The sequence below is a fragment of the Streptomyces sp. Root1310 genome, from assembly GCF_001426425.1.
Classification (GTDB): domain Bacteria; phylum Actinomycetota; class Actinomycetes; order Streptomycetales; family Streptomycetaceae; genus Streptomyces.
Genome location: NZ_LMEQ01000030.1, coordinates 626,411 through 640,096 on the forward strand (window position 1 = coordinate 626,411; position 13,686 = coordinate 640,096).

Genomic DNA, 13,686 nt, shown 5'->3' on the forward strand with positions numbered 1-13,686 from the left:
CCAGCGTGCCCGGACCTCGTTGACCGGAGGCTGACCCAACCTGACCAGCCGATCAGGAAGGCGGGCCGGCGCTGTGCGAGGCTGCACCGCATGCGCATCCTGGTGGTCGAAGACGAGGTGGACCTTGCCCACACCCTGCACACCGGTCTGACCGCCGAGGGCTACAGCGTCGACCTCGCCCATGACGGCCGGCAGGGACCGTGGATGGCCCGGACCGGCGAATACGCCCTTGTCGTACTGGACTTGATGCTGCCCGGACTCAACGGCTACAAGGTCTGCGCCCAGTTGCGCCGGGAGGGCAACGCGACCCCCATCCTGGTACTCACCGCCAAGGACGGGGAGTGGGATCAGGCAGAGGCCCTGGACACGGGGGCCGACGACTACCTGGCCAAACCCTTCTCCTACGTGGTGCTCGTCGCACGGCTGCGAGCGCTGGTCAGACGGGCCGCCACGGTCGCCCCGCCCGTCCTTGCTGTGGGCGACCTCTCGTTGGATGTCGCCGGCCGGGTCTGCCGCCGGGCCGGGGCCCGGGTGGAACTCACGCCCAGGGAGTTCGCCGTGCTGGAGCTGCTGGCCCGCCGGGCGGGTCAGGCGGTCTCCAAATCGGATCTGCTCTATCACGCGTGGCCCGAGGAAGCCCTGGATCCCAACCTGGTGGAGGCACGCGTCAGCGCACTGCGCAAGAAGGTGGACTCCGCGTTCGGCCGACGGTCCCTGCAGACCGTACGGGGTACCGGTTACCGGCTGGTGGACGACCGTGAACGCGACTGAGCCGCGGCGCCGTTGGTGGCCGCGTTCGGTACGGGCCCGCGCGGCCCTGGCCGCTGCCTCGGCCGCCGCCGTCATCCTGGTCGGCATCGGCTGGTGGCTGCACCGCGACGTCTACCGCCAGAGCACGCAGATCGCCGAAGACCAAGCCAAGGAACAACTCTGGTCTCTCTGCGACAAGTTGCAACAGGGTGTCATTCCTGACTCCATAAGCACTGTGCCGTACGAGGTCGTCGCGACCGGTCGGCGCACCGCTGTCGCCTACGGCGGAGGCATGGACGACTTCGCTCCCGGCACCCACCACGTGATGCCCGCCCCGCCGAAAGCCTTGAGGGCCGAGCTCATTACTACCGTTCGCCTGCCTGCGAACCCCGACTACGACCCCCATGACAAATCCTCTGTGGCCGGCGGGACCAATCAGGTCATCACGGCCAATATCCCGGCCGATGTTCTGGGCGATGACAAAGCCGCTGCTCTGGGCGTCACCGCCGACGCCAACCTGCGGGTATATGTGGTGGTGCTCCCGCACACAGCCGAGGCAATCACCGAGACCACCGACCTCCTGCTGCTGCGGGCCGGGCTCGTGAGCCTCGTACTGATCGCCGCCGCCGCCTACTTCGCCGTCCGAATCGCGCTGCGGCCGGTCGAAGCCATCCGCGTCCTCACCGCCTCGGTCACCGCGAGCGACCCCCGCGAACGCGTCACCGTCCCCGCCACGGGACACGAGATCACCGCCCTGGCCACCACCATCAACAGCACCCTCCAGCGCCTCGACGACGCCGCCGCCCAGCAACGCCGCTTCGTCGCGGACGCCGCCCACGAACTACGCAGCCCCCTCACCACACTGCTGGCCAGCCTGGAAGTCGCGCTCGCCTACCCGGAACGCACCGACTGGCCCGCCGCGGCCACCACCGCCGCACGACAGACCCGCCGCCTCCAGGCCCTCGCCGAAGACCTGCTGCTCCTGGCCCGCCTCGACACCCGCACCCTCATAGCCGGCCCCGAAACCGTCGACCTGACAGCCCTCGCCTCCCGGCTGACCGAGCAATACCCCCTCACCGAACGGCCGTTGACCCTCACCTGCGACAGCACCGCCCCCGCACACGCACGCGGAAACCCGGACGAATACGAACGACTGCTGCGCAACCTCATCGACAACGCCGCCCGCCACGCCGCACACCGCATCCAGATCACCATCCGAAACCAGGACGCCTGGGTCGTCCTCACGGTGCACGACGACGGACCGGGCGTGCCCACCGAGGACGCCGAGCGCATCTTCGAACGCTTCGTCCGGCTCGACGACGCCCGCTCCCGCGACCACGGCGGCACCGGCCTGGGCCTCGCCATTGCCCGCGACCTGGCCCACCGTCACCGAGGCACCCTCACCCTCACCCCCCGGCCCCTCGGAGCATGCTTCCAGCTACGCCTTCCCCGAGCCTCCACCCCGGCCGAGGAATGACGCGCTTCACCGCGGCAGCCCTTCGGAACCGGAAGACCACCAGATGACCACGCCCAAGAAGCTCCCGCCCGCGAAGAAGCAGGTCAACCAGCTGATCGCCGCAGAACGAGCCGTCTGCGAACACGCCTTCGCACACCTGAAGAACTAATCCCTTTTCAAGGGCAACCCGGCTCGTCCGCGCGCTGATGGTCGTCAACTGGCACGAGATCGCCCGCTGACCGACGATCTTCACCGCAGACAACCGCCGCCGACCAGCACGAGCATGACCTCACCCACCCATGCCACCCCCGTGACCTGCACGTTCAAGATGAACACAACTCAATGAGGTCATCGACGCCGCGCGGAAGCTTCGGAGCGAAGGCACCCGTCCGTCCCGGCCGACGTCGTCGCCCACCTGGGCGGCGGGCGAGCCGTACCGCCGACCGGGTGGGCTGGATTCGCAAGAGGACCGCTAGGAGCGCGGTGCCTTGGATACGGCAGGCTCGGGCGGGCGCAGTTTGGCGAGTCGGGAGATCTGTACGGCCGTGCTCTGCGCGATGGCTGCGGCCAGTTGCTTTGCTTCGGCGGCCTGACCCTGGGTGCGCTCGCCCGCGCAGAGCATGCGGGACTGCGTGAGGTGGGCGCGTAGGGCTTCGGTGAGGATCCGGTCGAAGGCCGTGCCGGTCGTGGTGCCCGCTTTCGCGAGGGTGTCGAGGCTGACCATGCCGGGCATGTTGTGCCCTTCGTGGGGGCGGGTGTCGGAGACTCCGGAGCGCTTCAGCAGAGCGCGCAGACGGACCAGGTCCTCACGCAGCCGCCGTGCGGTCTCGGCTGCCAGCGCCGCCACGGCTGGATCTCCCTTGCGTGAGGGAGCCAGATCGGTCAGGAGTTGCGCACGCTCGTCCATGGGGATCATCAGCTGGGTCCATGCCGTGTCGGTGGCGTTGAAGGCCGTTGCCGGCGGCGGGCCGGCTGTCGGCTGCACCGCGCAGCCGACAGCCGGCAGCGCCAGGGCCAAGGCGCATACCGACCGCAGGATCAGAAGGTACCGGCGGAGTTGCACTTGGCCTTCTGGGTGATGCAGTCCTTCACGCGCTGCCCGAGAGCCGCGTTGTCCCAGGCGTTGAAGAAGTCACCGTGGATGGACGACGCCATGCCCGAGGCCAGCCGGAAGCCCGCCGCACTGCCGCTGGTCGGGTAGCTGAAGACGAAGGAGACGTTGGGGATGGCGACCGGGTAGGCGCCGCTGCACTTGCCGTCGTACGTGTACGCGACGTGCGACTTGTGGTCGGGACTGTCCAGGTTCTTGCCGTCCCAGCAGTCGGGGAAGACGAGTTGGTGGGTGAGGTGGGCCTTCGGGGCGCAGACCGGCCAGTTGCCGTCGGCGCTGCGGCCGATCTCGCCGCCTTCACCGGAGCACCAGAACTGGCCGGTCGACCCGGCCGGGGTGGGCGTCTGCGCCTTCGCGTTACCCGCGATCATGCGGAAGCCCTGCGGGAAGGGGACGGTCGCGGACGGCTGGTCGATCCGGGATCCGTAGTAGACGATCATGCCCTCGGGTTCGACGGCCTTGTCGCCCTCGTACAGGGTGGGGATCCAATAGGCCGAGAGATCCTTGGCGGGAGTGCAGCTGGTCGGTGTGTTGGCCAGCAGGGACTCGGTGGTGGAGAACGCGTCGGTGCTCTTGTTGCCGAAGAAGCTGTGCATGTGGGACGCGCCGGGAAGACCCGGCAGGACGATGGGGTCATCGGGCTTGGAGTGACTGTAGGTGCAGGTGGCGTTGAACTCCGGGACCCGGACCACGCCGGCGGGCACCGCGGCCGGCGTCATCGCACGGAACTGTGCCAGCTGGGCATCCCACTTGTTCTGGTCGACGGGTATCCAGCCGGGCGCCGGGCCGTCCCCTTCACCGACGAAGGAGAACCAGTTGATATTGACGAAGTCCTCAGGTGCGGTGCTTCGCAACACGGCGAACACGGTCTGCGAACCGGTGGGATGGGTGGTGACATCGGTGGCCCGAGTCGCCCAGCTCTGCCATCCGCCGGTCGGCGAGGTCTGCACGACCGCGAGCAGCGGACCGGTCAGGCTCGCCGTGCGCAACTCCACCGTGCCCGAGCCGACGGCGGAAGCGATCCGGGCCGAGACCGTCAGGCGGCCGGCGGCGCCGAGGTCGACATTGTCGAAGCGCATCCAGTCGCCGTTGGCGAGGTACGCCGCGTTCTGTCCGCCGCCGGCGTCCGCGGTGGCCTCCAGCACGACGCCGGACTGGGCCGCGTAGGACTCGGCCTGCACGGTGCCGGTGGCGGCCCGCGCAGTCTGGGCCGACACGGTCAGGCTCAGGGCGACGGCCAGCACGACCGCGAGAGTGCCCACTAACAGGGTGTACAGATGGACGGGATATCTGCGCATCTCACTTCCTCACGTGCGTCGGGTCCGGGAAGGGCTGCTCCCGGAGGGCAGGAACTTTGCTGGGGAACGTGCCTCGGACGTGTGCGAGGTCGGTGCCCCGGGCACTCCGAGGGGGCGGGACGGAGCGCCGGGGGCCCGGAGGGCGCCTACCGAAAGATCCGCACGTAGTCGACGAGCATCTTGGAGGGTAAGGATGTGCCGGCGTCCGGCGGACCCGGCCAGTCCCCGCCGACCGCCAGGTTGAGGATCATGTAGTGCGGATGATCGAAGATCCACGGGCCGCGGGTCTGCTCCACCTGGTCCTTGTCGAGAGAGAACACCGTCCGGCCGTCCAGGCTGTACGTGATGCCCTTGCTGTTCCAGTCGGCGGCCCAGGTGTGGAAGTCGTCGGAGAAGTCGGCGTTCCCGGGCAGCGTGTAGGGTGCGCCGATTCCGCCGCCGCCGTTGTACGCGGGGGCGTGGACGGTCGAGTAGGAGGTCTTCACGTCCTTGCCGAGGACTTCCATGATGTCGACCTCGCCGTTGTACGGCCACGGCCGGCCCGTCAGGAAGTCGGCGCCCATCATCCAGAAGGCCGGCCACAGCCCGTTGCCCTTGGGTACTTTGATGCGCGCCTCGACCCGCCCGTAGGTGAACTGGAACGTCGCCCCGGTGTTCATCCGCGCCGAGGTGTACTGGCAGGTGGTGCTGCCGCTCAGCGGGTCGCGCGGGCACGACGAACCGGCAGTGACCTCCTTGCGTGCTTCCATCACCAGGTGCCCGGAGCCGTCCAGCGCGGTGTTGCGGTGGTCGGTGTAGTACTCCAACTCGTTGTTCGGCCCCGTGCCCGGGTCGGCCCTCCACTTCGAGGGGTCGGGCTTGCCGCCGGCGGCGCCGTCGAACTCATCGCTCCACACCAGCCGCGGCGGATTCGCGGGGTCGCTCGGCAGCGGCGGAGCCGGTACCGGATCGCCCCCGGTGCCGTACACCTGGAATTCCCACAGCGAGTATCCGTAGGGGGTGGCGCGCTCGGTGCCGTACATCCGCACGTAGCGGCCCGTGCCGGAGACGTTCAGCGTCTGCTTGAAACCCGTGCCGGACGTCGTCGAGTAGATCGGCGTCCAGTCGGCTCCGTTCGGCGAAACCTGAATCTGGAAGGACGTGGCGTAGGCGGGATCCCACTGGAGAACGACCTTGTCGATCTGCGCCGTCGCGCCGAGATCGACGGAGATCCAGCCCGGATCGGTCCATCCCGTGGTGGAGCTCGTCGCCCAGCGGGAAGCCGGATCGCGGTCGAAAGCCCTGGCCGGAGTGCACTCCCAGCAGTTCTGGTCGGTCTGCGACGAGGAAGCCGCGCCGGTCCTGCCGTAGGACAGCAGTTTGCTGGTGTCCCCGCCGGAAGCGCCGGTGCCGTACACCTGGAATTCCCAGAGCGAGTAGCCGTAGGGGGTGGCGCGCTGGGCGCCGTGCATTCGCACGTAGCGGCCCGCGCCGGAGACGGCCAGGCTCTGTGCGCCGCCGACGCCCGTGGCCGTCTGATGGAGGACCGTCCACGCCTGGGCGTCGTCCGACACCTCGATCCTGAACGACGTGGCGTAGGCGGCTTCCCAGGTGAGCGAGACCCGGCTGATGTCGGCCCTGGCTCCGAGGTCGATCTGGATCCATTGCGGGTCGGCGAAGGCGCTGGACCACCGGGTGCCGGGATCGCCGTCGACGGCGTTCCGCGCGCCGAAGACTCCCTCGGTGCTCGAAGCGGTGGCGGTCTTGCCCTGGGAGAGGAGGACTTCCGCCGCCTGAGCGGACGGAGCGGGAAGAGCGATGAACGCGAGCAGTGAGGCCGCCATGGCCAAAAAGAGGGCGAAGCGGCGCGGCAGCGTTGGCACGGGCGACTCCTCAGGTGGGGGTGAGGGTGAGGGAGCGCTCCCTCGAAGGAGAATGGGGGGACTGTTGAAGGGTGTCAATAGGCTTGTTCACCTTCAAAAAACAACGCCGAAGCGAGGACGTAACGCCGAGGGAGCGTTTTCTCAAGATCGACGGGACGGGCCGAACGGCTCTGGCCGGCAGCGCGAAGGAGAGCGCGCGTCAGGAGCGCGACCACGCCGCCCGGCCTGCGGTTACGCTGCATGCATCGCCCTGACGCGCAGCCGGAGGTCGCCCTGATGAGAAATCGCTCCCTGAGGCCCGTCCCGGGTGGCGGAAAGAGGGAGGGGCGGGGATGAAACGGCCTACCCTCGAAGTGGTCGCGGCCCGGGCAGGTGTCTCCAAATCGAGCGTGTCCCGTGTCATCAACGGCGAGACGACGGTGGCCCCGCAGATCCGGGATGTCGTCATGCGAGCCGTGACCGAACTGGGCTACGTGCCCAACGGGGCCGCCCGTAACCTCGTCACCCGCCGCACGGACACCCTTGCGGTGGTCGTCTGCGACCCGCCCCAGGGGGTCGTCTCCGACGACCCCCTGTTCTCCTCCGTGGTCCGTGCCGTCAGCAGAGAACTCGAGGCGGCGGGAAAGCGGTTGGTGCTGATGCTCGCGGAATCGGACGAGAGCCGGACCAGGGTGGAACAGTACGTCGCCGGCGGGCAGGTGGACGGTGTGATGCTTGTAGCCCTGCACGGCACGGATCCCTTGCCGGCCGCGCTGGCCAGGCAGGGTTTGCCGGTTGTCTCCTTCAACCGCACGTCAGCGCAGGACGTGCCGTACGTGGCTCTGGACAACGCCGGGGGAGCGACCCTCGCCGTGGGTCATCTTCTGGAGCGGGGTCGACGCCGGATCGCCACCATCACCGGACCGCTCGACCTCCACGAGGCGCGCGAACGTCTCGACGGCTACCGTCGGACACTGCGCGACACCGGCCGTCGCTCCATCGTGGCGCTGGGCGACTTCACCAGAGCCTCCGGCGCCGAAGCGATGCGCCAGCTCCTGGAGGACGATCCCCACCTCGACGCCGTGTTCGCCTCCAACGACCTGATGGCGATCGGAGCTCTGCGCACCCTGCACCAAGCGGGACGACGCGTCCCGGACGACGTGGCCGTCGTCGGTTTCGACGACATCGAGGCCGCGTCCTACACCAGTCCCGCACTCACCTCGGTGCGCAGCCCGATGGCCGATCAGGCAACCGCCGCGGTCCACCTGCTCCTTCGCCTCATCGAAGGGGGTTCCACAGACCCGGTGATCATGCCGAACGAGCTCGTGGTCCGCGAGTCGACCTGATCCGCAGTTGAAGCGGCATGGCTGGTCGGTCGTAGCGGCGGCCTGTACGGCCGAACGACGCAGGGTGCCTGAGCGTTGGTCAGACGAACGGGGGTGGGCGCGGGCCAGGCACCGTCCGAGTCAAGAGTTCCTGGTCGGAGACTGTGACGGGATGACCGAGAGCCTGCCTGCCGACGTCGCAGGCGTGCTCGCGGCAGTCCTGAACAAGGACAGCCCGGTTCATGCCGCGCTCCGACGGCAGGTCCCGCACCTCAGCGTGCGATCGCGCTGCACATGCGGCTGCGGTACCGCCCACTTTGAACTCGACCCCGACGACGTCCAGCCCGCGCCCACGGGACCAGGCACCGTCGTGGCGGCGGAAGCGCAACTCGTCACCGAGTCCGATGAGTACCCCGCGAGTCTTGGCCTTCACGCAGGACGGCTACCTGCCATGGCTGGAAGTCTGCTCGCGGAGCGACGGCAGCAGATCAAGTCCCTGGCCGGCATCTGGCGCATCGACCAGCTCATCGACGAAGCACCTGGAGTACCAGGTCGGTGCGGCTGCGAGGGGGGTGGGGCGGGGGAGGTCAGTGCGTACGGGCAGCGCGGCGGATCGCATCGAGTGTGCGGGTCACATCGGATTCGGTCGTCGACCAATTGCTCACCGAGATGCGCATGACACGTCGGCCGTGCCAGGTGGAGCCGCTGATCCACGCTGTGCCGTCATCGAGCAGCCGAGCGAGGACCCGGTCGGTGCGTTCGTCGTCGCCGAACGCGGCGCAGACCTGGGTGAAGACGACATCGTTGAGGACTGTGGCGCCGTCGATCCGGGCGATGCCCTCGGAGAAGGAAGAGGCGTGGCGGCACAGCCGATCGACCAGGTCGGCGACGCCTGATCGGCCGAGGGAGCGCAGGGCGGCCCACACAGTGAAGGCTCGGCCCCGGCGCGAGAGTTCGGGAACCTTGTCGGTGGGGTCGCCCTGATGGTCGTGGATGAGGTAGTCGCTGTGCAGGGCCATCGCTGCCTGGAGCGCGGCGGGATCGCGTACGACGGCGAGGCCGCAGTCATAGGGGACATTGAGAGTCTTGTGGGCGTCCGTCGCCCAGGAGTCGGCCGCCGCGCAGCCCGCCGTCAAGTGTGTGTGGCTGGTGGAGGCGGCGGCCCACAGCCCGAAGGCGCCGTCGATGTGGATCCACGCGTCTGCTTCGCGGGCGGCGCGAATAGTCTCGACGAAGGGGTCGAAGGCACCGGAATGGATATCGCCGGCCTGAAGGATCACGATCGTCGGACAGGCCGGTCCACGGGCTACGAGCGTCCGCCGCAGGGCATCGGGTTCGATGCGCCCTTGCGCGTCCGCTGCGACGAGGTCGGGTTGACCGAGACCCAGGTAGCGCAGCGCCAGGTCGATGGCCATGTGGCGGTCCTGGCCGGTGACGACGCGCACAGCCGGTCCTTTGGTGAGCCCGTCGCGGGCGACATTCCATCCGGCGCGCCGCGTCACGGCGTCGCGTGCGGCGGCGAGGCAGGTGAAATTGGCCATCGTGGCGCCAGTGGTGAAGCCGACCGCGCTGTCGCCTGGCAGGCCGAGCAGTTGGAGCAGCCACGCGCTGGCGATCTCTTCCGCCGCCGCGTACGCGGGTGAGACGGCGCGCATGACGCAGTTCTGGTCCCAGGCACTGGTCAGCCAGTCCGAGGCGAGGGCGGCTGGTTCGGCGCCGCCGACCACGAAGCCGTAGAAGCGGCCGCTGGGAAACGCGGTGAGTCCGGGTTCGCAGGCCGTGGCCAGTAGGTCGACGACGTCCGCGGGGGCGCTGGGGCCGTCAGGCAGGTCGGGGCCGAGCGCGCGCATGATCTCCTCGACCGATGCGCGAGCCGGAATCGGGCGTTCGGAGAGGCTCGCCAGCCAGCGGACGGCGTGGCCGTACGCCTGTCGGAGCGCCATTTCGCGCGCGTCCATACTCCGGACTATGAAACAGCCCCCGCCGCTGTGCAAGCCGTACCCAGCCAGCCGGGGCACCGTGCTGTGGAAGGCGTCGCCCGCCCGCCGGGCGGGTCAAGGTGGCGTGGCACGCGAGGCTGTCCCGCGGCCACGTGAGTAGCGGGGTGTATGCAGGAGGTGTGGACTCCAGCCGACAACCGGGACATGTGATCGGGTCGTGGAATGCGTCGAGCCGTCGGCTTGCCCTGCCTCTCGTCTTGATCGCAGTAGTCACCGCTGTGGACGTCCTCGCACCTCCCGACGTCCACCTCGGCCCCTTGCTGGTGGCGGCGCCAGCGATCACGGCGTCGTTCGCCGGCCCGCGCCTGACGGCCCTGGTCGGCGCGATCGCCGTCCTCGCTCAGGCCACGGTCGCCGTCACACGTACCAGCCTCACGGACCTCAACCACACCCTCCAGATTCTCGCCCTGGCCTTGATCTCCGTCCTGGCGACTCTCTTCGCCTTCCGGCGCGAGCGTCATGAGCGGCAGCTGATCCAGCTTCGGTCGGTGGCGCAGGCGACGCAGGAGGTCGTACTGCGGCCCCTTCCGCGCCGGGTGGGTCCTCTGCGTCTGGCTTCCGTCTACCTGGCCGCGGAAGCCGAGGCACAGATCGGCGGGGACCTGTATGCCACGGCCCGCACCAGGCACGGCACCCGTGTCCTCATCGGCGATGTGCGCGGCAAGGGGCTGGAGGCGATCGGAGATGCCGCCCGGCTCCTGGGCGCTTTCCGCGCCGCAGCGCACCGGCAGCCCGAGCTGCCCGCTCTGATGGCCTTCCTCGAGGACGCCGTCTCCTCGGACCTCGACACACCGGGTGACTGGACCGATGACATGGAGGATCTGGAAGCCTTCACCACCGCGGCCGTACTGGACATCCCCCACCACGCCACAGCCGTCTCCATGATCAACTGCGGTCACCCGCCGCCACTGCTGTGGACCCGCGGCAAAGTCCACGAAATGCAAGTTCGCCAGCCTGCCCCACCACTGGGGCTGACCGGGCATATGGCGAGCCCGTTCACCGTTCAGAACTTCACCGTGGCCGACGGAGACATCATCCTGCTCTACACGGACGGGGTCATCGAAGCCCGCAACAGCAAGGGCGACTTCTATCCGCTGGCCGAACGGCTCACTGCCTGGTCAGGGCAGGGGCCGGATGACCTTCTCCGCTACCTGTGCAGCGATCTCCTTGTCCACACGGACCAAAACCTCGGCGACGACGCCGCCCTCGTCGCCATCGAACGCGTCGGCCACACGTAAGCCGCATTGCCTGGGCCCTCGCCATTGCACGCGAGCTCGGCGACCGCTACGGCGAAGGCATCGCGCTGAAGAGCCGCCGCCCTAGCCCTGCGGGAGGTGCGGCGCTTCGAAGAAGCGCTCGATGCCCACAAGGAGTACCTGGTCAGCTGCCGCGAACTCGGCGATCGCGAATGCGAGGGTATTGCGTACGCCAGCCTCGGCCTGGCCCCTGCAACAGGTGCGGCCAAAGCCCGCCCTCGGCACGCCGCAAGCTATGCCGATGACCGGCCGGCCCTCCTCACGCTCAGGGGGAATGCTCAGCCGCCGGTGAGGGGTGAGAGGGGGTTGGCGCTCCCGAGGGGCGAGCAAGGTCCCCCTCGCCGCCGACCGCAAGTGCCGCCCGATGGCGTTCATCATCGGACCGCGGTGAGTGTCGCGTAGACCACGAGGTTGCCCTGGTATCCGGTCTGCTTGGCGTAGCCCCCGCCGCAGGTGATCACCCGTAGTTCGGCGCGCTCGGAGATGCCGTACACCTTCTTGCTCGGGAAGCGTTCCTTGTCGTAGACCTCGAGTGCGTCGACGGTGAATACGGCTGTGCGCCGGTCCGCCCGGTCGATCTCGATGGTGTTGCCCTTGGTCAGGGCGCCGAGCTCGTAGAAGACGCCCGCGTTGCCGGTGGGCAGGTCCACGTGGCCCGCGGTGACGGCTGTCCCGGCAGATCCCGGTGCCGTGCCCTCGCTGTACCAGCCGGCGCGGTTGGGGTCGTCGGCGGGCGGGGGCTCGAGCGCCCCCGATGAGTCGAGGTGCAGCTTGGTGACTGGGGCGTTCACGTTGATGGCGGGGATCCGGAGCCAGAGCGGTTCCGCGGGCGGGAGCGGGGACACGGCGGGGCCGGCTGGGGCGGCGGTGCGGTGGACCGAGGCACCTGGCAGCGGAGAGAGTGCCTGGCCGGCGGAAGGCTGTGGTGGCTGCTCGTCGTGCACCGCGCCGACCAACAGCACGGTCCCCGCCACGAGCGTCCAGGCCAAAGACCTGGCCGAAGGGATGAACGGGGATGAGGACAGGTCGGTGGTACGCCTGGAGGCCATCGCGGTGGGTTCTCTGCCTGCAGCGGGGGAGAGGGGAGGCGACCGGTTCCCGGCGGCTTCCGGGACCAGGGAGGCCTCGGGAGCCGGCCGGGTGGAGCCAGCCGGGGGAGCCGGTGGGGCAGAGGCAGTCAGTTTCGGTTCGCGCGGCGGCGCATCCTCACCAGCCCCCCGGCAGCGGCTGCGGCGACCAGCGCCGCGCCCAGAGCGAGCTGCGGGACTTCGCTCCCCGTGTCTCCGAAACCGGCCTCGACGGCACCGTCAGGCTGGCGTGTCGGGAGCTGGTACGAGTCCGTGATCATGGTCCGCGGCGGGCATTTGACGGTTACGGTGTCGGTACCGGGCGAAGATCCTTCCGGCACGGTGAACTCGCCGGTGAGCACGCCCTTGCTCTCGCCTTCGAACAGGTGGAACGCGCCTGCCACCTCGGACACGCCCTTGCCGTAGGTCACGTCCGCACCGCATGCGGTGGTGCTGACGGTGACCGTGGAGCCGTGGGAGGTCCGCTGCGGGCGAATGTCGAGACTTGAGTCACCGGCGGCAGCGGCGACTGGAATCTGAAGAGCTAGGAAACCGGCCAGCAGGCCGATACTGAAGCCAACACGTGTACTGCCCACAAGAACCCTCCAGCGGAGCATTGTCCGTTCTGTTGCGTGATGCCTGGATTGTGCATCACTGCTGAGGCAACCGACGCTGTGTCACCTCCGCAACATGACGGATCGGCACATGTCTCGCCCGGACAGGCGAATCGATTGCCTGAGAACGGGCATTCACACAGGTCAGAGAAGTAGGAGCCGGAGTGGTGGGGGATTCGCCACAGGTCGGCAAACAGGCTAGTGACAGGCCGGTCCAGGCCCGCCCGGTAGCGGTCCGGGTCCTCGAGGAAGCGGTTCTCGTGCCGCCGCCGCATGGCGGCGGCCCGGTGGTCGGAGGTCGTATGGGCCTACGCCGACGGCGACCAGGGCAGGCACGCACTCCAGCGCGCATACGACGTCACCTCCGGTTGGGGCGACGGCTTCCGAGTACCAACCTCAGACCAGAGGGACATAGTTTGACCAGCGACGTCGAACCGGCGGGACCGCGGTACGCCGACGAGCTGACGACCGCCATGGTGTGGGAGATCATGCCGTCGAAGGTGGCAGGTGGGCGCGTAGACGCCGGGCCCGCGCCCGGTGGCCCAGACAACGTGCGGACGGTCATGGGTCGCGGCTGTCAGCCGGTCATCGCCACGGCGGCGCGGAGCTCGCGCACACCTGTGGTGCGCGGGTGCCGCTCGGCCGGCTCGTTGAGTCGGTGACGGCTGCGCCGTAAGGCCGGTGACGGCGCCGAAGACCGGGCTGATGAGTCGCCCGCGAGAAGTGGGCGCAAAGGTGGCCACCAGGGACCGAGGGGGAAAGCCGCTGACACTGCGCGTTACGCGGTCGGCGCATTCCGCCCCGGCCGCCGCCGCATTGACTGATCGAAGACGCAATCTCGAGACGGGCTCGCGGTCTGCCAGCTACCCACCTGCGGTCTGCCAACTACGCACCCAGGCATGCGACTTGTTACCGCCAGGTCGGACCTGAGTGCTGGTCAGGCAGACCGTGCTGGGCCACGGCGCCGT

General features: G+C 68.9%; 10 protein-coding genes. 4 read left to right on the plus strand and 6 right to left on the minus strand.

All coding sequences use genetic code 11. From position 1 onward, the window contains the following. The first annotated feature begins 90 nt into the window (after positions 1 to 90). Both ASD48_RS30010 and ASD48_RS30015 read left to right on the plus strand, forming a co-directional pair. On the plus strand, positions 91 to 771 hold the full coding sequence (locus ASD48_RS30010; RefSeq protein WP_057604889.1) for a response regulator transcription factor: 681 nt from the start codon (positions 91 to 93) through the stop codon (positions 769 to 771). Next, positions 758 to 2,227, plus strand: a complete 1,470-nt coding sequence (locus tag ASD48_RS30015; protein WP_057604890.1) for a HAMP domain-containing sensor histidine kinase — start codon at positions 758 to 760, stop codon at positions 2,225 to 2,227. Before ASD48_RS30010 ends, ASD48_RS30015 begins: the two co-directional genes overlap by 14 nt. 451 nt (positions 2,228 to 2,678) lie before the next feature. Here ASD48_RS30015 and ASD48_RS30020 read toward each other — a convergent pair whose 3' ends face one another. The 3 genes from ASD48_RS30020 to ASD48_RS30030 form a co-directional block, all read right to left on the minus strand. Continuing rightward, positions 2,679 to 3,224, minus strand: a complete 546-nt coding sequence (locus ASD48_RS30020) for a DUF305 domain-containing protein (protein ID WP_157880733.1) — start codon at positions 3,222 to 3,224, stop codon at positions 2,679 to 2,681. Positions 3,225 to 3,244: 20 nt separating this feature from the next. Continuing rightward, entirely contained in the window at positions 3,245 to 4,615 is a 1,371-nt protein-coding gene (locus tag ASD48_RS30025; RefSeq protein WP_057604892.1) for a DUF1996 domain-containing protein, read from the minus strand. 146 nt (positions 4,616 to 4,761) lie between these two features. Further along, entirely contained in the window at positions 4,762 to 6,438 is a 1,677-nt protein-coding gene (locus tag ASD48_RS30030) for a discoidin domain-containing protein (protein WP_057605056.1), read from the minus strand. Positions 6,439 to 6,809: 371 nt separating this feature from the next. Here ASD48_RS30030 and ASD48_RS30035 point away from each other — a divergent pair, with 371 nt between their 5' ends. Beyond that, positions 6,810 to 7,802, plus strand: a complete 993-nt coding sequence (locus ASD48_RS30035; protein ID WP_057604893.1) for a LacI family DNA-binding transcriptional regulator — start codon at positions 6,810 to 6,812, stop codon at positions 7,800 to 7,802. A 566-nt stretch (positions 7,803 to 8,368) separates the two neighbouring features. Here ASD48_RS30035 and ASD48_RS30040 read toward each other — a convergent pair. Then, positions 8,369 to 9,739, minus strand: coding sequence for a pyridoxal-dependent decarboxylase (locus ASD48_RS30040; protein ID WP_057604894.1), 1,371 nt, complete (start codon positions 9,737 to 9,739; stop codon positions 8,369 to 8,371). A gap of 161 nt (positions 9,740 to 9,900) precedes the next feature. Here ASD48_RS30040 and ASD48_RS30045 point away from each other — a divergent pair, with 161 nt between their 5' ends. Then, the gene (locus ASD48_RS30045) at positions 9,901 to 11,019 is read left to right on the plus strand and encodes a PP2C family protein-serine/threonine phosphatase (protein WP_242432769.1); all 1,119 of its coding nucleotides are present in this window, start codon (positions 9,901 to 9,903) and stop codon (positions 11,017 to 11,019) included. 392 nt (positions 11,020 to 11,411) lie between these two features. Here ASD48_RS30045 and ASD48_RS30055 read toward each other — a convergent pair whose 3' ends face one another. Together ASD48_RS30055 and ASD48_RS30060 are read right to left on the minus strand one after the other, a co-directional pair. Next, entirely contained in the window at positions 11,412 to 12,086 is a 675-nt protein-coding gene (locus ASD48_RS30055) for a class F sortase (RefSeq protein WP_107104433.1), read from the minus strand. 128 nt (positions 12,087 to 12,214) lie between these two features. After that, positions 12,215 to 12,700 (minus strand): sortase, encoded by a 486-nt coding sequence (locus tag ASD48_RS30060; protein WP_079074081.1) that lies wholly within the window; start codon positions 12,698 to 12,700, stop codon positions 12,215 to 12,217. Positions 12,701 to 13,686: the final 986 nt, after the last annotated feature.

Bases quoted from the DNA above. Each gene is read 5' to 3' on its own strand.
- ASD48_RS30055 (WP_107104433.1), bottom strand. From the start codon at position 12,086: ATGGCCTCCAGGCGTACCACCGACCTGTCCTCATCCCCGTTCATCCCT.
- ASD48_RS30010 (WP_057604889.1), top strand. From the start codon at position 91: ATGCGCATCCTGGTGGTCGAAGACGAGGTGGACCTTGCCCACACCCTG.
- ASD48_RS30040 (WP_057604894.1), bottom strand. From the start codon at position 9,739: ATGGACGCGCGCGAAATGGCGCTCCGACAGGCGTACGGCCACGCCGTC.
- ASD48_RS30035 (WP_057604893.1), top strand. From the start codon at position 6,810: ATGAAACGGCCTACCCTCGAAGTGGTCGCGGCCCGGGCAGGTGTCTCC.
- ASD48_RS30025 (WP_057604892.1), bottom strand. From the start codon at position 4,615: ATGCGCAGATATCCCGTCCATCTGTACACCCTGTTAGTGGGCACTCTC.
- ASD48_RS30030 (WP_057605056.1), bottom strand. From the start codon at position 6,438: ATGGCGGCCTCACTGCTCGCGTTCATCGCTCTTCCCGCTCCGTCCGCT.